The 18,713-nt window shown below is 59.3% G+C and carries 19 protein-coding genes; 4 read left to right on the forward strand and 15 right to left on the reverse strand.

The genetic code is table 11. The annotated features are described in order from the left end of the window. Nucleotides 1-179: 179 nt before the first annotated feature. The gene (locus ACZ3HG_RS05305; RefSeq protein ID WP_118663854.1) at nucleotides 180-599 is read right to left on the reverse strand and encodes an ASCH domain-containing protein; all 420 of its coding nucleotides are present in this window, start codon (nucleotides 597-599) and stop codon (nucleotides 180-182) included. A gap of 249 nt (nucleotides 600-848) precedes the next feature. On the opposite strand from ACZ3HG_RS05305, the gene ACZ3HG_RS05310 reads away from it, so the two are divergent. Continuing rightward, entirely contained in the window at nucleotides 849-1,334 is a 486-nt protein-coding gene (locus ACZ3HG_RS05310) for a GNAT family N-acetyltransferase (protein WP_191932740.1), read from the forward strand. Between the two features lie 64 nt (nucleotides 1,335-1,398). Here ACZ3HG_RS05310 and yajD read toward each other — a convergent pair whose 3' ends face one another. The 7 genes from yajD to melA form a co-directional block, all read right to left on the reverse strand. Further along, nucleotides 1,399-1,746, reverse strand: a complete 348-nt coding sequence (gene yajD, locus ACZ3HG_RS05315; protein ID WP_062742647.1) for an HNH nuclease YajD — start codon at nucleotides 1,744-1,746, stop codon at nucleotides 1,399-1,401. 148 nt (nucleotides 1,747-1,894) lie between these two features. Then, nucleotides 1,895-3,325, reverse strand: a complete 1,431-nt coding sequence (locus tag ACZ3HG_RS05320; protein ID WP_465332139.1) for an ABC transporter ATP-binding protein — start codon at nucleotides 3,323-3,325, stop codon at nucleotides 1,895-1,897. Continuing rightward, nucleotides 3,322-4,122: an ABC transporter permease gene (locus tag ACZ3HG_RS05325; protein WP_062743078.1), complete on the reverse strand. Its 801-nt coding sequence runs from the start codon at nucleotides 4,120-4,122 to the stop codon at nucleotides 3,322-3,324. Before ACZ3HG_RS05325 ends, ACZ3HG_RS05320 begins: the two co-directional genes overlap by 4 nt. Next, nucleotides 4,122-5,057 (reverse strand): ABC transporter permease, encoded by a 936-nt coding sequence (locus ACZ3HG_RS05330; protein ID WP_465332141.1) that lies wholly within the window; start codon nucleotides 5,055-5,057, stop codon nucleotides 4,122-4,124. Before ACZ3HG_RS05330 ends, ACZ3HG_RS05325 begins: the two co-directional genes overlap by 1 nt. Then, nucleotides 5,054-6,577 (reverse strand): ABC transporter substrate-binding protein, encoded by a 1,524-nt coding sequence (locus ACZ3HG_RS05335; protein ID WP_465332143.1) that lies wholly within the window; start codon nucleotides 6,575-6,577, stop codon nucleotides 5,054-5,056. Before ACZ3HG_RS05335 ends, ACZ3HG_RS05330 begins: the two co-directional genes overlap by 4 nt. A 300-nt stretch (nucleotides 6,578-6,877) precedes the next feature. After that, complete coding sequence (gene melB / locus ACZ3HG_RS05340; RefSeq protein ID WP_137269295.1) at nucleotides 6,878-8,332, reverse strand: melibiose:sodium transporter MelB; 1,455 nt, start codon at nucleotides 8,330-8,332, stop codon at nucleotides 6,878-6,880. A 64-nt stretch (nucleotides 8,333-8,396) separates the two neighbouring features. Continuing rightward, on the reverse strand, nucleotides 8,397-9,701 hold the full coding sequence (melA, locus tag ACZ3HG_RS05345; RefSeq protein WP_191932744.1) for an alpha-glucosidase/alpha-galactosidase: 1,305 nt from the start codon (nucleotides 9,699-9,701) through the stop codon (nucleotides 8,397-8,399). 245 nt (nucleotides 9,702-9,946) lie between these two features. Between melA and ACZ3HG_RS05350 the strand changes: the two genes are divergently transcribed. From ACZ3HG_RS05350 to ACZ3HG_RS05360, 3 genes are all read left to right on the forward strand, one after another. Next, nucleotides 9,947-10,774 carry an AraC family transcriptional regulator gene (locus ACZ3HG_RS05350; protein WP_465332145.1) on the forward strand — a complete coding sequence of 276 codons (828 nt, stop codon included), beginning with the start codon at nucleotides 9,947-9,949 and terminating at the stop codon, nucleotides 10,772-10,774. A gap of 75 nt (nucleotides 10,775-10,849) precedes the next feature. Continuing rightward, nucleotides 10,850-11,614: a hypothetical protein gene (locus ACZ3HG_RS05355; protein ID WP_191932746.1), complete on the forward strand. Its 765-nt coding sequence runs from the start codon at nucleotides 10,850-10,852 to the stop codon at nucleotides 11,612-11,614. Between the two features lie 127 nt (nucleotides 11,615-11,741). Continuing rightward, entirely contained in the window at nucleotides 11,742-12,380 is a 639-nt protein-coding gene (locus ACZ3HG_RS05360) for a TetR/AcrR family transcriptional regulator (RefSeq protein ID WP_191932747.1), read from the forward strand. A 39-nt stretch (nucleotides 12,381-12,419) separates the two neighbouring features. Here the strand turns inward: ACZ3HG_RS05360 and phnE (ACZ3HG_RS05365) are convergent, their stop codons facing one another. From phnE (ACZ3HG_RS05365) to phnL, 7 genes are all read right to left on the reverse strand, one after another. Further along, the gene (phnE, locus tag ACZ3HG_RS05365; RefSeq protein ID WP_191932748.1) at nucleotides 12,420-13,313 is read right to left on the reverse strand and encodes a phosphonate ABC transporter, permease protein PhnE; all 894 of its coding nucleotides are present in this window, start codon (nucleotides 13,311-13,313) and stop codon (nucleotides 12,420-12,422) included. Beyond that, nucleotides 13,310-14,179 carry a phosphonate ABC transporter, permease protein PhnE gene (phnE, locus tag ACZ3HG_RS05370; RefSeq protein WP_062742657.1) on the reverse strand — a complete coding sequence of 290 codons (870 nt, stop codon included), beginning with the start codon at nucleotides 14,177-14,179 and terminating at the stop codon, nucleotides 13,310-13,312. Before phnE (ACZ3HG_RS05370) ends, phnE (ACZ3HG_RS05365) begins: the two co-directional genes overlap by 4 nt. A gap of 63 nt (nucleotides 14,180-14,242) precedes the next feature. Next, complete coding sequence (phnD, locus tag ACZ3HG_RS05375) at nucleotides 14,243-15,166, reverse strand: phosphonate ABC transporter substrate-binding protein (RefSeq protein WP_191932749.1); 924 nt, start codon at nucleotides 15,164-15,166, stop codon at nucleotides 14,243-14,245. A 38-nt stretch (nucleotides 15,167-15,204) separates the two neighbouring features. Next, the gene (gene phnC, locus ACZ3HG_RS05380; protein WP_191932750.1) at nucleotides 15,205-16,053 is read right to left on the reverse strand and encodes a phosphonate ABC transporter ATP-binding protein; all 849 of its coding nucleotides are present in this window, start codon (nucleotides 16,051-16,053) and stop codon (nucleotides 15,205-15,207) included. A gap of 230 nt (nucleotides 16,054-16,283) precedes the next feature. Further along, complete coding sequence (gene phnN, locus ACZ3HG_RS05385) at nucleotides 16,284-16,823, reverse strand: ribose 1,5-bisphosphokinase (protein ID WP_465332148.1); 540 nt, start codon at nucleotides 16,821-16,823, stop codon at nucleotides 16,284-16,286. Next, the gene (gene phnM / locus ACZ3HG_RS05390; RefSeq protein ID WP_465332150.1) at nucleotides 16,823-17,959 is read right to left on the reverse strand and encodes an alpha-D-ribose 1-methylphosphonate 5-triphosphate diphosphatase; all 1,137 of its coding nucleotides are present in this window, start codon (nucleotides 17,957-17,959) and stop codon (nucleotides 16,823-16,825) included. Before phnM ends, phnN begins: the two co-directional genes overlap by 1 nt. Beyond that, nucleotides 17,956-18,660 (reverse strand): phosphonate C-P lyase system protein PhnL, encoded by a 705-nt coding sequence (gene phnL, locus ACZ3HG_RS05395; protein WP_191932753.1) that lies wholly within the window; start codon nucleotides 18,658-18,660, stop codon nucleotides 17,956-17,958. The genes phnM and phnL overlap by 4 nt, the downstream gene beginning before the upstream one ends. Between the last annotated feature and the right edge of the window lie 53 nt (nucleotides 18,661-18,713).

Raw genomic sequence — 18,713 nt, forward strand, 5'->3', positions numbered from 1 at the left:
TCCTTTTTTCATACTCACCTCTGTAACCTTCTTCTGTGGGGTAAACATCGCCATGCCTGATGCAGAGGTTATTTATCAGGGTCAACCAGGCAGAATGGCAAAGCACATGACCAAAACGCTTCAGGACAGCAGCTTAATTTGCCTTGTTTAGAAGTCCGCTATTCGCTCACTGCGGACCTTTACAAAATATCGGTAAGCTCAAATTCCTCAAAGACAAGTTCCATTTCCTCAGAATAAGTGCCTTCACGTTCAAAATAACGTTTGTGCCCTTCCTTCCAATACTCCAGACTTAAATCACCTTCACCTTCTTTGCTGGCCAGCTCGCTCGTCATTTCACAGAAGCGAATGACCTGCATCCTGATAGTCTGGATCACGCAAACAGGCTGTCCGGTTCCGTCCAGAATGATATTGTAACTTCCAACGCTGGGAGCTTCGCCTCGTTCATATTCACGCTGAAAAGAAGCTGCCGAACAGCATGTTGCTGTTTTAATCCCACTCAAAACCAGTTGAACGAGTTCGTCAGCAAGTTCAGGGCTGTCGCCAAAATGCCATGCAAGTGCACCAGGATAAATGCTTTTTAATTCATCGAGCTTTGTCATTGTCAGCCTTGGTTAATTTCATTTTTTTGTAGGAAGTAACCTCTTTCCGATTACTATGAACTATTTAAGCCAAATCTATATCTGTCTGGTGCCACTGCGAACTTCCGCTCCCCGCTCATAGCGTACACCCTGGGTTTACCGCCGCTGCGCAATTATCCAGTCCCTTTCCTGGTTGACTTCAAACACCGCTGCTCACCCGATATACTCTTTTACCTGTCGTTCACGCTTTGTAAAAACAAGAGGCTAACGTTGAATATTGTCTTAGAAAAATTCAGTCAACAGGACTTTGCTGACTATTTTAAGCTGGTCAGCAATGCACAGGTGATGGCGATGATCACCGAGCGTGCTGTCCCCCATGATGAAGCCCGCCGCGATTATGACCAGCTGTTAAAAGACAATGCGGAATCCGCAGAGCTGGGGCATTTCAGGATTTCAGATGCGCAGGATGGCCACTTCATCGGACTGGGTAAACTGTTGCCGCTTGCTGACCCGCCCGGGACCGCGGAGCTGGGGTATATGCTGCTACCGGATTACTGGGGCAAAGGCATTGCCAGCCAGGTTGCCGCGTGGCTGATGGATCGGGCGCACCACGCTACAGCGTTAACCCACCTGATAGCCATCATCGATCCTGCGAATCTGGCCTCAAGAAAAATTCTCATCAATCACCATTTCACGTCGCAGGAGTTCAGGGAGTTCGACGGTCTGCCTGGCGAGATTCTGGGCCGGGCGCTGTAAAACTCTGTCCCGGCCTGAAAGAACCGGCCCGTCGCGTTTGCCACGGCCCGGTTCCACCGACAGCCTATTTCTTCTTATTCAGCAGCGACTGTAAGTCAGCAAAGGGATTGTAGGTTGCCGCTGCTACGTCGTTCTGCGCGTCCTCTCCCGCCACCACGCGGGTGCCGTACTGGTCAGCTTCGGTGTACTTCGAGTGTTCGTGATCGTGGCAGTACAGGCACAGCAGCTCCCAGTTGCTGCCGTCTTCCGGGTTATTGGTATGGTCGTGATCGATATGGTGAACCGTTAATTCACGCAGGTTGGAATAAACAAATTCGCGGGCGCAGCGTCCGCAGACCCACGGATAAATTTTCAGGGCTTTTTCACGGTAGCCGCTTTCCAGCCGCGCGTAGTTTTTGGGGATCAGAGCCATTGCCGGTGTTACCTGTCACAGAGGGATTATTGTCGATTGGCTGCCAATATAGCCCACAATGAACGGAAGGAAAAATGAAAGAGAACCCGGTTTTATCTTCGGGGTGACAGACACCCCCGCACCCGAGGTGGGGGGTGTCTGCCTGAGATTATACGATCGCGGCCTCCTGACTCAGCATGGAAGGGGCATGCTCCTCACCAAAGCGAATACGCCGGTGGCTGATGTGGTCAATCAGCGCCTCATCATGGCTGACCACCAGCAGCGCACAGTTTTGCCCCGCAGCCACTTCCACCAGCAGCTCAATGGTCTGCTGCTGGGTCAGCAGATCGAGCCGTGACGTCGGCTCATCGGCAAACAGAAACACCGGATCCAGCAACAGCACGCGCAGCAGGGCAAAACGCTGCAGCTCACCGCCGGAGATCTCGCCGGGGTGGCGATCGAGCAGCAGCGGGCGCAGCTTCAGACGCGCCATCAGCGGCGCAATGCGGTCGCCGTTCAGCCGGTGCCGTTTCACCACGTCGCCCAGCGCCTGACGCAGCGTCACGCGCGGGGCAAAGGCAGAAGGCGGATCCTGGAATATTTTCTGATAGCGCACTGCCGCTATCTGGCGGTCGCGCACCACCGTCCCGCTGTCGGCGGAAAGCAGGCCGAGCAGGATATCGCCGAAGCTGCTCTTGCCGCAGCCGCTGGGGCCGGTAATACCGATAACCTCACCCGCATGGATACGCAGTGACTGGTTGCTGAACAGCTGACGTCCGCCGCGATGCAGGCTGAGGTTATGGGCTTCCAGCACCACCTCCCGCGTGGGCACCGCCCGCCGGTGGGCGGGCCAGCGGGACGGATCGGCCGCCAGCAGTGCCCGGGTGTAAGGGTGCTGCGGCTGCGTCAGTACCTGCTCTGCACGCCCCCGCTCGACAATCTCGCCGCGCAGCATCACCGCCACCTCGCCGCCAATCTGCCGCGCCAGTTCAATATCATGGGTAATGGTCAGCAGCCCGCCGCCCGCCTGCACTTCCTGTAACAGCAGCGCGATCACCTCATCGCGCCGCGCCACGTCCAGCCCTTTGGTTGGCTCATCGGCGACGATAATGTTCGCTCCCCCCGCACGTGCAGCGGCAAAGGCCACGCGCTGGGCCATCCCGCCGGACAGCGCCTGTGGCAGGCGATCTGCCGCTCCGGCCACGCCCAGCGCCGCCAGATCGTCCCGCGCCGCTTCCCGCGCCGGTCCCTTCTTCATGCCGCGCAGAAAACGGTAGCTCTCTGCCACCTGTTCCCCCGCCCGCATGGTCGGGTCAAGCGCCAGCCAGGGTTCCTGCGGCAGGATCCCCAGGGTATGGCCCCAGAGTGCGCGTGCCGGGCGGCTGGCCAGCGGGTGCGCCCTGCCAGCAAAGTGCAGGGTGCCCCCGGCTTCCAGCCCCGGCGGCAGCGTGCCGATCACCGCCTGAGCCAGCAGGCTTTTACCGGACCCGGTCTCTCCCAGCAGCGTAAATGGCTGTCCGGCCCGCAGGGTGAAGGAGATCGGCTGCACCGGCAGGTCGCCGCCGGTCACCGTCGCCTGGTCAATATCCATCAGGATCATGATTTCTCCCTCCCTGCCAGCAGCAGCAGACTTAACACCAGTAAAAAGACCACGGCCACCGGCTGCAACAACGCATAAGGTGCCTCTTCGTAGTACGGCAGCAGTTCGGTCATCATCAGCCCCAGCTCCGGGGTGGGTGGACGTACGCCAACGCTGACAAAGCCGAGCGCGGCGATCGCCATTACGGCACTGGCCGCACCAAACGCCGCGACGGTCAGCACCACCGGGGCCATCTCCGGCCACAGATGGCGGCGAAAGATCAGCCACGGACTGAGTCCCAGCAGCCGCGAAGCCTGAACAGCGGGTGAACTCAGCACCGGCCGGGCAATGGCGCGGCTGATGCGGAAGTACTCAACCCACAGCAGCAGCGAAATACCGACATACAGCATCACGGCGGAGTCCGGCACCAGCGCGGTGAGCAGCAGCACCAGCAGCAGCCCCGGCAGCGCGAGAAAAGCATCGGCCAGCAGCGACACGCCCCGGTCGACCACGCCCCCCCGCCAGGCGGCGAGTACTCCAAGCAGGATGCCGGGGATCATCGCACTCAGCACGCTAACCAGCGCCAGCCCCAGCGACAGGCGGATGGCCGCCGTCAGGCGGGCAAACAGCGAACGTCCCAGGTGGTCATAGCCAAACGGCGCGCTGAGGTTGGGCCACTGCAGCGCCAGCATCAGCTTCTGGCGCACCGGATCCTGCGGCCACAGCAGCGGCAGTACAAAAGCAAAGATCACCAGCAGCAGCAGCAGCGCCGCACCGGTGCGTTGCGCCAGCGAACTGCGGCGCACTATCGTCATCATCATGCGTTCTTCCTTCGCGGATCCAGCCAGTAACACAGCCCGTCACTCAGGGCATTGAGCAGGACAAACATCAGCCCCATCACCAGGGCTGTTCCCTGGATCATCGGCACGTCACGGGCAAAAATGGCGTGTACCAGCGCATGGCCAATGCCCGGCCAGGCAAACAGGGTTTCCACCACGATCACCCCTTCGATCAGGTAAATAAACTGCACGCTGAGGTAGGTCACCAGCGGCACGCTGACGTTGCGCAGTCCGTGACGCCAGAACAGCGTGCGTTCTTTCAGCCCTTTGGTGCGGCCAAACGTATACCAGGCCGCCTCCGTGACCTGGCGCATGGCGTTGCGCGCCACCCGGCTGGACACCGCCGCCAGCCCGAGCGCCAGCGTCAGCGCCGGCAGCAGCACGTGCTGCACGTCGCCATACCCGGCCGCAGGCAGCCAGCGCAGGCCGAGGGCGAAAATCAGTACCAGAATCAGCCCGAGCACAAAGTGCGGCAGCGCGCGCAGTGTGGTGGACAGGGCCAGCAGCATCCGGTCAAGCCGGCCGCCGGGGGACAGTCCGGCGAGGATCCCCAGCGGCGGACCGAGCAGCAGCGACAGCAGCAGCGCTACCGCCGCCAGCAGCAGGGTCTGCCCCAGCTGATGGCCCACCTCTTCCATCACCGGCGCACCGGAAATCAGCGAGTTGCCGGGGTTGAAGTGCAGCAGCTGCACAAACCAGTCGGCCAGTGCCTGCCAGGCCGGACGGTCCAGCCCCAGCTCCTGCTGAACCGCACTGGCGGCGGCGGCATCCACCCGGTCGTAGCCGTAGCGCCCGGCGGCGATGCGGTAAGCCATATCCCCCGGCAGCGAGCGCATCAGGACAAACGTCAGGCCGCCGACCAGCAGTGCCACCAGTCCGGCCTGCAGCAGGCGGTAGCCCAGTATCCGTATCATTCAGCCCACTCCATCTTTTCCAGCCCAAAGGTACGTTCGAACGGATCGAGAGTAGCCCCGCTCAGGCGTGGGGATACCGCGGCGGTCTGCTGATACCAGGCCACCGGAATAACCGGCAGGTCGGTTTGCAGAATATGCGTCAGCTGCTGGCGTTCGGCCTGGCTTTTTGCCGGGTCGCGGCCCTGTACCAGATCGGCCAGCGTCTGGTTAAAAGTGGCGTTGTGCCAGTTCATCGCCCCCCAGTCCCCACCCTGTGGGGCATAGTCCTGCAGCAACGTCCCCAGCGGATCCGGGGTCAACGCGAAGTTACGGGCCACCAGGGCCAGTTCCAGCGTGCCGTCATGGTGTTTAGCCGCAATTTCCCCGGAGTTAGTGGTATTGATCGCAACCTGTATGCCCACTTCACGCAGCTGCTGCTGGATGGCTGCGGCAATCAGCGGCAGCTCCGGGCGATCGGGATAGGTGGTCAGCGTCAGGGAAAACGGCTTGCCGTTACGCTGCAGCGTGCCACCGGCTCCCGGCGTCCAGCCCAGTTCTGCCAGCAGCGCCTTCGCCTGCTGTGGCTGACTCGTCAGCGGGGTCAGGCTGGCGTTATGCCACTGCGCCACCGACGGGGGAAACAGCTGGCTGGCCGCCGCCGGGTAACGCAGGATCGCCCGGGCGATACCTTCACGATCCAGCGCCATACTCAGCGCCTGACGAACGCGTACGTCCTTCAGCAGCGGGTGGCCCGCATTGACCTTCAGCAGCACGCTGCGCGGAATGGAGACCGCCAGCAGCTGCACATTGCGGTTATTTTTCAGGCGGCTGCGGCTGGCAGGATCGAGGTTCAGCACCATATCGGCATTGCCGCTTTCCGCCAGCAGCGCCCGGGTTTCCGCACGTCCTACGGCCATATAGCTGGCCTGTTCTATGGCAGGCGCTTTGCCCCAGTAGTCGTGAAAACGGGTGACCGTCAGTTTCTGCGGTGCCTGCAGTGAGGTCAGGCGATACGGGCCGCTGCCGACAATCTGTACCACTTTATTTTTCGCATCGTAAGCAGCCGGGGCGAGGATCTGGGCGCGGTTTTCCGCCAGCATACTCAGCAATGGGGTAAACGGCTGGCTGAGGGCAATAACCACTTTTCCCTCTTCGGCACGAATGGCGGTAATCGGGGCTTTATCCAGCAGGCCAGGCTTGCTGCGCGAAACGTCCAGCGCATGGACGACGCTCTCTGCCGTCAGCGCGCTGCCATCATGGAACTTTACGTCAGGACGTAGCGTAAAGCGCCACAGCAGGCCGTCGTCAGACACTGTCCAGCTTGTCGCCAGACCCGGCAGCGGTTGCCCGGCGGTATCAGCACTGACGAGGGTTTCAACAATCGACATTTTCAGAAAGATATCGCCGGAGAGCGTCGGGTCAGTCCCTTTGATTTCGAAGGGGGCCACCAGCGCGGCAACCCGCTCAGGGGCTGCGCTGGCCGGGGCGGCTATGGCTGCCAGCATCAGGGCCAGCAGCGGCGAGCGTAAAAAAGTGTGCATCAGATTATCAATCCTTTATCCAGAGAAACGGAACAGCGCAGGCTGAAGCCCGCGCTGCGGATGATAACTGTTACTTTATAACATTACAATTGGCAATCGATGGTTACAGTTCCCCGTATTTAACGGGGATTCTGTGTGCATTGGGATACCGCCTGGGTGTGTCAGTCTTTTTTGTCGCTGACAGTCTGGCTTCAGGTCTGAGGCCAGTTTAAGCACGCCGGATCGGCAAATCCGCCTCCCTGCGGGCCTCGTCACGCGACGTCCTGTCGCGTGACGTCCGGCTTACCTCAAACACGTCCACTACGGTTTGAGGTGACCCGGATTCAACGTCTCAGAGGCATATCTGCCCTCAGCGTCACTCTCCAGCGGCCTGACCTGCGCCGTCATCACCCCCTCACCTTCGCCATATTTATGCTGTAAGGCCCGCTGCATCTCATGCAGGATTTCGCCATCCAGCTTGTAGTGGCGCAGATAGATCCACAGCGTCAGGACAAAGAACAGCAGCGGTACGCCGATCATGATCCCCTGCATTCCCACGATAGTGCTGGCCGACTGCTGCACGCCCGGCACATAGCCCACCACCCCCAGCATGACGCCGATCAGCAGCCCGGCAAAGGCCGCACCGGCTTTGACCACCATCGTCTGCACCGAGAAGGCGATACTTTCGATGCGCACCCCCAGCGCATAATCCCCGTAGTCGACGGTGTCCGCGACCATAATGACCAGCATTACCCAGAAGAATGCGCCGCCAATATTCACCAGGATCCCGGACAGGGAGATCAGCGTGGCGCTTTGCGGTGCGTACATCCCCACCGCCAGCAGCAGCAGGCAGCTCATTACCGGCAGCACCGATGCGCTGATCCAGATCGCCCGGCGGGAGAAACGTGCGACCAGTTTCGGGAAGCAGAGAATGGCAATCAGGTTGGCAATCCCGGCGTACATCATGTACCAGGGGAACAGCTCCGCCCGGCCCACCACATAGGTGAAGTAATAGATGGCAAACGCCGTAATGACGTTGTGCGCAAGGTTCCACGCCAGGGCCATCAACAGCAGGGCAAACAGCGGACGGTTGCGGAAAATCATACTGACCACCGCTTTAATCGTGGTGTGCTCTGGCGCATTCGGCACGGCAGATGAGGAATATTTCTCTTCAATATTGCGCAGGGTAATGAGGGCCGACAGGATGAAGAACACCACGAGGATCAGCGAAAACAGCATAAATCCCTGCCCTTTATTGCCGTCCCCCAGGTAGTTAACCAGCGGCAGACCGATGACGCCGGTGGTATAACCGGCCAGGCTGGCAAAGAAACGCGGCCACGGGATCAGTGCTTCACGTTCGCGCTTGTCGAGGGTGATGCAGGGCACCAGCGACCAGAACGGCACATCCATCAGGGTATAGGTAAAGCCCCACAGCAGATAAGTGGCCCAGATCCAGGCAATCAGCGCGCCGCCCTCAAAGTGATGGGCACAGAATACCGACACCAGCACCACCGAGTTCGTCAGCGTACCGATCAGGATCCAGGGCTTAAACTTGCCCCAGCGCGTCCGGGTACGCTCGACAATCCAGCCCATGACCGGGTCAAAAAAAGCATCCAGAATACGGGCGACCAGGAACAGCGAAGCCACCATGCTCACCGATACACCCACCACGTCGGTGTAGTAGTACATCAGATACATATAGATAATGCCGATGGCAAAATCCTTACCGAAAGCCCCCAGCCCGTAGCTGATTTTTGTTTTTACTGAAACTGTCATCGTTGTCTGTCCCTGCCAGTGTCATCATGCAGGGCCCCGCAAAGGAGCCCTGCGCCAGAGAGCGTTAGCGGTAAGCCGGAAGCCAGTCGCCGTGGGCGGCAATCAGCTCATCACAGAGTTTCACCGTGTCATCAATCGACAGTTCAGCGGAGGTATGCGGGTCGAGCAGTGCGGCGTGATAGATATGATCCTTCCTGCCGGTGATGGCCGCCTCAATAGTCAGCAGCTGAGTATTGATATTGGTGCGGTTCAGCGCGGCCAGCTGCGGCGGCAGGTCGCCCACGAAGCACGGTGTCACGCCCTGCCCGTCCACCAGGCACGGCACTTCCACACAGGCTTCGGTCGGCAGGTTGGTGATCAACCCGTGATTCAGCACGTTACCGCCAATTTTGTAGGGAACGTCGGTCTCCATCGCTTCAATCATCCACGAGGCATATTCATGGCTGCGGGTGTGGGTCAGATTCTCGTTCTGCGTCAGCTTGTCACGCTGCTGGTGCCAGCGATCAATCTGTTCGATACAGCGGCGCGGATACTCATCCAGCGGAATATTGAATCGCTCGATCAGCTCAGGGTAGTTGCGCTTGATCCAGTACGGCATATATTCCGCATTGTGCTCTGAGGACTCGGTGACGTAATAGCCAAACACGCGCATGATTTCATGCCGTACCATATCGTCATGCTTATCGGTCAGCGCCAGCGCGCGACGTTTGATCTCCGGGTAAATATCTTCCCCATTGCGGGTGATATTCAGCAGCCACGCCATATGGTTAATCCCGGCAATCTGCCATTTCACCCCGTCCGTCGGCATATCCACAGACTTCAACAGCGTTTCGGCACACACCTGCACGCTGTGACACAGGCCGACGGTTTTTATGCCGGTGTGTTGCAGCATGGCGCCGGTCAGTGAGGCCATCGGGTTGGTGTAGTTCAGCAGCCACGCGTCCGGGCAGACCGCTTCCATATCACGGGCAAAGTCCATCATCACCGGGATGGTGCGCAGCGCGCGGAAGATGCCCCCAATACCGAGGGTGTCGGCGATGGTCTGGCGCAGGCCATATTTTTTAGCGATCTCAAAATCGGTGATGGTGCAGGGATCGTAACCGCCGACCTGAACGGCGTTAATCACATAGCTGGCCCCCGCCAGCGCACGGCGACGCTGCTCAACGCCGGCAAATTTTTCAATTTTCGCTTTGCCCTGGCACAGATTCGCATTGAGGTTATTCAGCATCAGCCACGAGTCATTTAGCCGTTCGGCATCGATGTCATACAGGGCGATATCAACCTGCTGTAATGCCGGCGTGGCCAGAATATCCCCCAGCACGTTTTTCGCAAAAACCGTACTGCCCGCCCCAAGAAAGGTAATTTTCATTGTTGTGCCCTTTTAACCAGTGAAGTGAAGTTGCCCTCACTCTAGGCAGCGGGGGGCCAGCTGCCTATGTCATTTTTTGACATTGATATGGTGAAAAATGACGCCGGAATCGAACTGTGATCTGGCTCGCTAAATACTGCCGCTGGCCGTCATGATTGCCGTTTGATATCACAAAATGACGTTACCGCGCTGAGCATGAAAGAAAATAAATGCTGTAATAAGCTGATAAAAAACAGGAAAAAGTGATGCAGAAAGATATTCACCCCCACGACATCGCCCAGTTTGGACTGAACATTTATCAGTATGGTCATGAGGTCTGTGCCAGTCAGCACAGCTACGGCCCGGCGGTCCGCCAGCATTATCTTATTCATTATGTGATAAGCGGGGGCGGAACACTGTTCGCCGGTGACCGACGCTGGCCGGTGCGCCAGGGGGAAGCCTTCCTTATCCATCCGCATGAGATCACCACCTATAAAGCCGATAAGCAGCGGCCCTGGGAATATATGTGGCTGGAACTGGACGGGCTGATTGCCATAAGAAGCCTGGAAAAATGTGGTTTACGTCGTGATATGCCGATCTGGCGGCCAAAAGATACGCTTTCTGCGAACGACGCCGCGCAGTGCCTGCAACAGCTGGTGGCACAGGACCCGGTGCATTCGCTGAGAATTGCCGGGCTGACCTGCCTGTTCCTCGATGCCTTAATCGCCAACGTCCATCACGAGCAGAAGGAAGAAGCAGGCAGCGGTAACAAACATCTGGATAATGCCGTTCAGTTTATGGAACGCCACTACCACCGCAGCGTGAGCATTGGCGAGGTCGCGCAATACTGCAACATTGACCGCAGCTATCTCAGCCGGCTGTTCCAGCAGCAGTTTGGCTACGGGCCAAAACAGTATCTGCTCCTGCTGCGTATGGACGTGGCAACATCCCTACTGTCCGATCACAGCCTTCCGGTAAAAATTATCGCTTACTCACTGGGTTACACCAGCCAGATGCAGTTTGCCAAAGTCTTTCAACAGCATTTTCACTGCTCCCCCACCCAGTGGCGGCGAGAGAAGGCCAGAATGGCCTGATGAGTGGCTGAGATTCTGCCATACTCTCTGGCACTGCCTGGCTCAGCCCCGGCCCTCTTTACCGTGAGGCGCACGATGAATACTGAACTCAGCCCATCCCCTGCCTACGGCCAGCTGCATGCCGCCCTGCTTGAACAGCGTTCCCGCGCAGCGTCAGCCGAAGCGATACATACCGTTAATCGGGCGTTACTGGCCGGAGAACGCGTGAGTGCGGCGTTTTATGACCTCAGCCTGCTTAAGCTCCTGCAGCAGCGCAAAATTATGCCGGTGCTCCCTGCTGAAACCGCCAGAGAAGTCGAGCAGTTCATCGCGGAACTCACGCCGGTGATCCCTGACCACCTGTCCGGTGAAGCCCAGTTCTGTGCGCTTCAGCAGCGCGTCAACCAGCTCAGTGAGCATTTCCACTGGCAGCACGCCAGCCTGGCGCTGGTGCAGAACGCCCTGTTCGTCCGCACCTGGCACCACTGGCAGCAGACGTTAGAAACGCTGTTCAGCGCCGGTGATAACGCGACGGTCTTTCAGCGCCTGGAGCAGGTTTTGCATGATTCGAGTGGGAAAATCCCGGTGCTGGGCGAGGCGCGTGAACTTTACCGGGCGCTGGAGGGATTACTGGTCCGCTGCCGCCAGAAAGCGGACGAGCACGGAGGCGAACAGGTGGGGCTGGCAGGCTACGTGGCAGCCGCTGACATCGCGACACGCGGCATTATCACCTTTGGTGCCACTGCCGAAGCGGTGCTGCGCGGCCGCCCGCTGCCGACAGAAGCCCAGCTGGCGGCGCGCATTAAGCACCATCACGCCAGCGTCACCGACCGCACCCACCCCTGGTTTTCGACCCTGTGATCCCTTAAGCCTTCCGAGCTCCCGGATTCAGCGCAACAGGTGTTCTGTGCCGTGATGTTTGAAAATCCGCGCTTCAGGCGCTACTCTGGCCGCGGTTTTCACTCAGCATTACGGGTATTCAGTCATTATGCCAGCCCCCGCCAGACGCAAAAACGATCCGGAAGGATTAAAAAAACGCATCCTCGCCAGCGCCCTGACCACCTTTGCCGCGTTCGGCCTGCAGGGTGCGCGCATGGAACAGATCGCTGAAGAGGCACAGACCACTAAACGTATGGTGGTCTACCACTTCAGTAATAAAGAGCAGCTGTATATTGAGGTTCTGCACCTGGTGTATCGCGAGATCCGCCAGCACGAGAGCGGACTGAACCTGGCCGATATGTCGCCGACCCAGGCCATCGCGCGGCTGGCCGAGGCCAGCTTCGACTATCACGTGGCTCATCCTGACTTTATGCGGCTGATCTGTAGTGAAAACCTGATGCGCGGGCGCTATATCAGCCAGTCAGAGACAATTAAGGCGCTTAACCAGAGTGCGCTGGACGTGCTGGATGCCGTGCTGATCAGGGGGAAGCAGAGCGGGGAGTTTGATGCCGCCGTCACCACTGTCGACGTCCATCGCCTGATCAGCAGTATCAGCTTTCATAATGTCGCCAATCACTACACCTTTAATGCGCTGTTCGGTGGCAGTGAAACCGGGCAGCAGAGCCTGACGCGTAACCGGAAGCTGGTGGTTGATGCCACCCTACGCTATCTGCGCGCCCCCGGTTAACGTACTGCGCTGACGGGCCCGCCCTGGCCTGCGGGGGGCTTACGGCGGATTCGTTTGCTGGCCAAACAGCGGCACCGGCTGCCCGCTGATGTAGCGCTTACGCAGCTTCGCGGAAATATAATCCATCATCATCACAATCACCACCATGATCAGGGTGATGAACATCACCACATCCCAGTTCCACAGCCGCATATTTTCGGCATAGACCAGCCCGATGCCGCCCGCCCCGACAAAGCCCAGAACCGCAGCGGAACGCGTATTCGATTCAATCTGATACAGGCTGAGGGCGAGGAAGCTGGGGAAAGACTGGGTGAAAATGCCGTAGCGGTGTTTCTGCAGGCTGTTCGCCCCCACCGCATTCAGCCCGCGACCCGGTGAACGCTCCACCGCCTCGTGACCTTCGGCATAGAGTTTACCCAGCAGCCCGATGTCCTGCATGATAATCGCCAGCACCCCGGCCAGCGGCCCCATGCCGACGGCACGGACGAAAATCAGCCCCCAGATCGCCATATCAATGCCGCGCAGGATATCCAGCAGACGGCGCACCACCAGCGCGACAGGCCGCAGCAGCGGTGATGACATCACGTTACGCGCCGCCAGGAACGAGAGCGGCAGTGCCAGCAGCGTCGCGGTGAGTGTCCCGGCGAAGACAATCGCAATGGTGATAAAAATCTGGCTGAAATAGTACGCAAACGGCCAGTTCGCCACGTCATGCCAGACAAACATGCGCATAAAATAGTGTGCCAGCTGGCCCAGGCCAATCGTCAGCTGCTGCCAGCTGATACCGAACTGCGTAAAGAAAAACACGTAATAAAGCACAATCGCCCCGGCAATCAGCCCGGTGCGGCGCAGGTAAGCCCGCTGGATGGCAAACAGCGCCTGATGCTGCTGTTTCATTCCTGCCAGTTTTTCACTGCCGATCAATCCCATCATAGCCGGTTCCCTTCCACCACACGTCGACGCACCCGGCCGGAGACCATATCCAGCAGGGAGACCACCAGAATAATCAGGATCAGCGTCATGCTGACCTGGTCATAGCGGTCGAGTTTAATGTTGGTCATCAGCTCCTGGCCGATGCCCCCTGCCCCCACCAGCCCGAGAATGGTCGACTGACGGAAATTCACCTCGAAGCGCATAAAACCATAGGAGAGAAAGACCGGCTTCACCTGCGGCCACAGGGCAAAGCGCATACGCTGGAGCGACGACGCCCCGCACGATGCCAGCCCGCGCACCGGCCTGTCGGAGGCGCTTTCAATAGCTTCATAAAACAGCTTGGTCAGGCTGCCTACGGTGTGCAGCGCCAGCGCCAGGAAACCGGGGATCACCCCAATGCCAAACGCCATCACGAACATTACCGCCCACGCCAGTTCGGGCATGGTGCGCAGAAAAGCCACGGCGGTGCGGATAGCGAAACTGACGCCGCGCGGTGTCTGCGTGTTGCTGGCGGCAAAAAAGGCCAGCACGCCGGCAATCATCACCGACACCAGCGTGGCGGCCAGCGCCAGCTGCAGCGTTTCCCAGATCAGCGGCAGCTGGATATGCAGGCGATAGCCCCAGTAGGCAAACGAACCTTCCGTATGGCTGTCGGCAAACAGCTGAGAAACGTGCAGGACCGGCACGGTTTCGGCCAGATAATCAAAGAAGTTCGGCAGCGACACCCAGATGGTGTGCAGATTAAATTCAGCCAGATGGCCGGAGGCGAGATACAGCACCAGCAGCGTCAGTGACCACAGCAGCGTATCGCGCTTTTGCCTGCCGCGAACCTGCTGGTAATAGCGTTCAAAATCGGGATGTGTCATGCGGATACCGGCGTCAAGGGCCGTCAGACGACGGCCCTGATCAGTGGAGAAATAAGCAGAGGATTAACGGGCTTTGGTCAGCGCACGTTTCATATCAATAATCGCCTGATAGTCGGCGACGGTGGCCGGGCCGATATGCTGCGCACCGCCAACGGCTTTAACAAAGCAGCTGTGGTGTTCGGTATCCAGCTTTTTGATGGCGGTGATCAGCTTCGCCTTGAAATCAGCCGGCAGTTTGTTGCTGACCAGTATCGGCCCGTTCGGGATCAGCGGTGACTGCCAGATAATACGAATTTTCTTCATCAGGTCCGGGTTACCGGCGCGGATCATGCGGGTGAACGCGCCGCTGGTGTAACCGGTGTTGTAATCCCCGATCATCGAAGCCCAGGTCACGGCCCCGTCAAACTGGCCGTTCAGCACGCCCAACACATCCTGCTCGTGGCCACCAGAGAAGGTGACGCTGGAGAAGTGGCCGTTATATTTATCGTCCACCGTGCCGCCGAACTCTTTCTTAAAGCTTTCATTGGGGATCAGGAAGCCGGAAGTGGAATCCGGATCCGCCATACCGAAGGATTTGCCTTTCAGGTCAGCCAGCGTTTTGTACGGGCTGTCGGCTTTGACCACCACCACCGAGTGGTAGCCGCGTGATTTATCCGCGTCATCCACGACGATGCCGACCACGTCGACCGCCTTAGGATCGTTAATGTACACCGAGGCATAAGACGAGGGTGACATACTCAGCACCATGTCGACCTTGCCGCCAATCAACCCCTGGATCACGCCTGAGTAGTCAGACGAGTTACGCAGTTTGGTATCCACGTTCAGCTCTTTGTCGAAGAAGTCTTTCACGCACTGGTTATCACCAATCTGCTGCGTGGCATTCTGACCGCCGAGGATACCTAAGTTCAGTTCTTTTGGTGCATCGGCGGCGTTAACGCTGGCTACCATGACGCTACTGATTACCGCTGCGAGAATGATTTTTTTCATTGCTGAGTTCCGTATCCCATAAAAGTAGTATTGCCCGGTCAGGCCTGGAGGTCTTCGTTACGTTGAGAAATGTCGTCGCCGTAAAGCACGTGCAGCAGATCGTCCGTCAGCTCCGAGGGGTGCCCGTCGAACACAATACGCCCCTTAGCGATGCCGATGGCGCGCGTGCAGTACTCTTTCACCAGCTCCACCGAGTGCAGGTTGACCATCACGCTGATCCCGTTGTGGCTCACCTGGCGCAGCACATCCATAATGCGTCGGGTGTTTTTCGGGTCGAGGGAGGCCACCGGCTCATCGGCCAGTAAAATTTTCGGGTTCTGCATCAGCGCACGGCAGATAGCCACCCGCTGCATCTGCCCGCCGGAGAGATTTTCCGCACGCTGTAACGCCTGGGGCAGCATATTCAGCCACTCCAGCAGGCCAATGGCGCGGGCGCGGTCTGCGTCGGGGAAGATTTTAAAGAAAGATTTCAGGGTCGATGTCTGGCTCAGGCGGCCCAGCAGAACATTGGTCAGCACATCCAGCCGCGGTACCAGGCAGAAGTCCTGGAAGATCATGCCGCATTCGCTGCGCCACTGGCGCATCTGCCGGGTATTCAGCTCAACGATGTTCTGCTGCTGCCCATTTTCATGGAAGTTGAGGATCTCGCCTTCGCTGGCCGGGATGGTGCCATTGAGCACGTGCAAAAGGGTCGATTTGCCTGCGCCGCTGCGGCCAATGACCGCCACCAGTTCCCCGCCATGCAGGTCAAAATTAATATCCTGCAGGACGCGCGTCTGCGTGCCGTAAGATTTGCCTAAGCCCTTAACCGCCAGCACTTTCGCGCGCAGAGCAGCCTGTGGCACCGTCTGCTGCTCGGAAGCAATCTTTAATAATGCCTGTGCCATATGTCTACCGTCGTCAGGTTGCGCGTGATTCGCTGTGGCCCTATTAAGTACGCCAGCGATGAAACTTTAATGACAGGGGGGTGATGGAAAAATGACAGGAGCCTTTTGGCTCCCGGGAGCAGGGGAAAATCGGGGGTGGGAATATCATCCGTACTGAGAATGGTTGCAGATGCCATGAGGGCTGGCGGGTGAAACGACTGTCACCGGGAACATTTTTTGCCTTACACGCCCTACCGATCAGGCTGCGCCAGCAGCGCCGAAAAGCGCTGTAATGTCTCGCCCAGCGGCCCGTCATTATTCAGCGTGATGCACCCTGCCGGGCCCGGCTCCGCTGCGCGTTTCAGCCGCTGGCTGATGGCCGCCTCATCCTCGCGCCCGCGCTGGCGCAGGCGGCTGGCCAGCACCTCAGGCGATACCTGCAAACAGACAGCCAGCAGCTGTTCACCGTAGCGCTGGCGGGCCGCGGGCAGATGCAGCCGCGAACCGTTGACCACGACGTCCAGCCCGGCCGCCAGCCAGCGGTCGATTTCAATGCCGAGCGCATAGGAGTACTGATGCGCCTGCCAGTCGAGAGCAAACAGGCCATGCGCACGCCGCCGTCGGAACTCCTGCTCGCTGAGGGCAACGTGATTCTCGCCCCCGGCGCTGGCGCTGCGGGTAATATAGCGATGCGCGACAATGACCCGCTCCGGTGCGCACTCGCGCAGGGCCAGCAGCAGGCTGTCTTTACCGGAGCCCGAAGGCCCCATCAGCCAGATCAACCGCCCCATCAGAACACCGGCCTGCCCTGCGCCCAGACGCGGGCAACATGCACCTGTTCCCGGTGCTGGCGCACCAGCACCAGATCGGCACGTTTGCCCTCACCGATCGTGCCGCGATCGTCAAGGCCGATGGCGCGGGCGGGATTACGCGTGACCAGCGCCACGGCCTGAGGGAGGGTCATGTTGTTGCTTTCATCACGGGCCAGACGGAATGCCGCATCCAGCAGGCTGGCCGGATAGTAGTCAGAGGAGAGGATATCCAGCAGATCGATCTGCGCCAGCGCGCTGGCCGCCACGTTGCCGGAGTGCGAGCCGCCGCGCACAATATTCGGCGCACCCATCAGCACCTGCAGGCCCAGCTCGCGCGAAGCGCGTGCGGCCTCTTCGGTGGTCGGGAACTCTGCGATCACACTACCGACCCCTTTCGACTCCACGACGTGCTCATACGTCGCATCATCGTGGCTGGCCAGTGGGATATGATACTGACGGCACCAGGCGGATATGGCCTCGCGGTTCGGGGCTGACCAGCGTGCGGCCAGCCGCAGCTGATCGGCCTCATAGGCATCGAGCTGAACGTCGCTGAGCTGATACTTGCCGCCAAAATAGGTGCGCCATGCCGCCAGCGACACGTACTGACGCTGGCCCGGAGAGTGATCCATCAGCGACACCAGCGACAGCGCCGGATTGCACATCAGCTGTTCAAACAGCGGCAGCGTGGAATCATTTGGCAGCTCACAGCGCAGGTGAAGGCGATGTTCCGCGCGGTTCAGGCCGTGCTTCTGGCTGTGGCGGATCGCATCGATCATCTTGTTCAGATTCTCCATGCGGTGGCCGCCGTCGCGCACGTCGCCGACGCCGATGGCGTCCAGCACCGTGGTAATGCCGCTGGCAACAATCAGCGCATCATGGCTGCTCATGGCAGAGTGCGCAGGCCAGTCCACCTTCGGGCGCGGGGTGAAGAATTTATCCAGATTGTCAGTATGCAGCTCGACCATGCCGGGCATCAGCCAGCCGCCCTCGCCGTCCATCGCTGCCGGAAGCTGGCTTTGTGTGTCAGAGAAGGCGCGGATCACGCCGTTTTCACAGGCCAGTGACCCCGCCACCACTTCATTTTCCAGGATCAGTTTGACGTTATTGATGATCATTCGGCGTGCTCCAGGGCAACAGGTTGCATCACATGCAGACGGTCAGCGATGCGATCGCGCACCGCGTTATCATGAAAAATGCCGACAATGGCCGCGCCGCGCTGCCGCGCCTCTTCAATCAGCGCCACCACCGCAGCGCTGTTGGCAGTATCGAGTGAGGCCGTTGGCTCATCCAGCAACAGGATCGGTGAGTCGGCAATAAACCCCCGGGCGATATTAACGCGCTGCTGCTCACCGCCGGAGAAGGTTGAGGGTGCCAGCGCCCACAGTCGCGGCGGCACGTTAAGACGCGAAAGCAGGGATTTTGCCCGCGCTTCGCTCTCGTCACGGGCCACGCCGCGCTCCAGCAGCGGCTGCATCACCACCTCAAGGGTGGAAATCCGTGGGATCACCCGCAGGAACTGGCTGACCCAGCCGATCGTCTCGCGGCGGATAGCGAGGATCTGCCGCGCCGGGGCACTCACCAGATCGACCCACTCCTGCTGATGCGCCACCCAGATATGCCCGCTGTCCGGCAGATAGTTGGCATACAGCGACCGCAGCAGCGTGGACTTACCGCTGCCCGAATGACCGTGCAGCACCACACACTCTCCCGCCGCCACCTGCAACGAGGCGTTACGCAGTACCGGCAGCTCTGCGCCGTGCTGATTGTGCATCACAAAGGTTTTTGACAGATTTTCGACGCGCAGTTTCAGATTCATTTTCATTCCCTGCAAAAAGGTTAATCCCCCAACGGGACGACCACAAAAAGGTC

The sequence above is a fragment of the Erwinia sp. PME.40.26/001 genome (assembly GCF_055556675.1).

What these genes read in the sequence shown, in the direction of transcription:
- phnL (WP_191932753.1), bottom strand. Translation starts at nt 18,660, where the DNA reads ATGAATCTGAAACTGCGCGTCGAAAATCTGTCAAAAACCTTTGTGATG.
- ACZ3HG_RS05335 (WP_465332143.1), bottom strand. Translation starts at nt 6,577, where the DNA reads ATGCACACTTTTTTACGCTCGCCGCTGCTGGCCCTGATGCTGGCAGCC.
- ACZ3HG_RS05360 (WP_191932747.1), top strand. Translation starts at nt 11,742, where the DNA reads ATGCCAGCCCCCGCCAGACGCAAAAACGATCCGGAAGGATTAAAAAAA.
- phnE (WP_191932748.1), bottom strand. Translation starts at nt 13,313, where the DNA reads ATGATGGGATTGATCGGCAGTGAAAAACTGGCAGGAATGAAACAGCAG.
- phnE (WP_062742657.1), bottom strand. Translation starts at nt 14,179, where the DNA reads ATGACACATCCCGATTTTGAACGCTATTACCAGCAGGTTCGCGGCAGG.
- ACZ3HG_RS05355 (WP_191932746.1), top strand. Translation starts at nt 10,850, where the DNA reads ATGAATACTGAACTCAGCCCATCCCCTGCCTACGGCCAGCTGCATGCC.
- phnM (WP_465332150.1), bottom strand. Translation starts at nt 17,959, where the DNA reads ATGATCATCAATAACGTCAAACTGATCCTGGAAAATGAAGTGGTGGCG.
- ACZ3HG_RS05350 (WP_465332145.1), top strand. Translation starts at nt 9,947, where the DNA reads ATGCAGAAAGATATTCACCCCCACGACATCGCCCAGTTTGGACTGAAC.
- melA (WP_191932744.1), bottom strand. Translation starts at nt 9,701, where the DNA reads ATGAAAATTACCTTTCTTGGGGCGGGCAGTACGGTTTTTGCGAAAAAC.
- melB (WP_137269295.1), bottom strand. Translation starts at nt 8,332, where the DNA reads ATGACAGTTTCAGTAAAAACAAAAATCAGCTACGGGCTGGGGGCTTTC.
- ACZ3HG_RS05325 (WP_062743078.1), bottom strand. Translation starts at nt 4,122, where the DNA reads ATGATGACGATAGTGCGCCGCAGTTCGCTGGCGCAACGCACCGGTGCG.
- ACZ3HG_RS05330 (WP_465332141.1), bottom strand. Translation starts at nt 5,057, where the DNA reads ATGATACGGATACTGGGCTACCGCCTGCTGCAGGCCGGACTGGTGGCA.
- phnN (WP_465332148.1), bottom strand. Translation starts at nt 16,823, where the DNA reads ATGGGGCGGTTGATCTGGCTGATGGGGCCTTCGGGCTCCGGTAAAGAC.
- yajD (WP_062742647.1), bottom strand. Translation starts at nt 1,746, where the DNA reads ATGGCTCTGATCCCCAAAAACTACGCGCGGCTGGAAAGCGGCTACCGT.
- ACZ3HG_RS05320 (WP_465332139.1), bottom strand. Translation starts at nt 3,325, where the DNA reads ATGATCCTGATGGATATTGACCAGGCGACGGTGACCGGCGGCGACCTG.
- phnD (WP_191932749.1), bottom strand. Translation starts at nt 15,166, where the DNA reads ATGAAAAAAATCATTCTCGCAGCGGTAATCAGTAGCGTCATGGTAGCC.
- phnC (WP_191932750.1), bottom strand. Translation starts at nt 16,053, where the DNA reads ATGGCACAGGCATTATTAAAGATTGCTTCCGAGCAGCAGACGGTGCCA.
- ACZ3HG_RS05305 (WP_118663854.1), bottom strand. Translation starts at nt 599, where the DNA reads ATGACAAAGCTCGATGAATTAAAAAGCATTTATCCTGGTGCACTTGCA.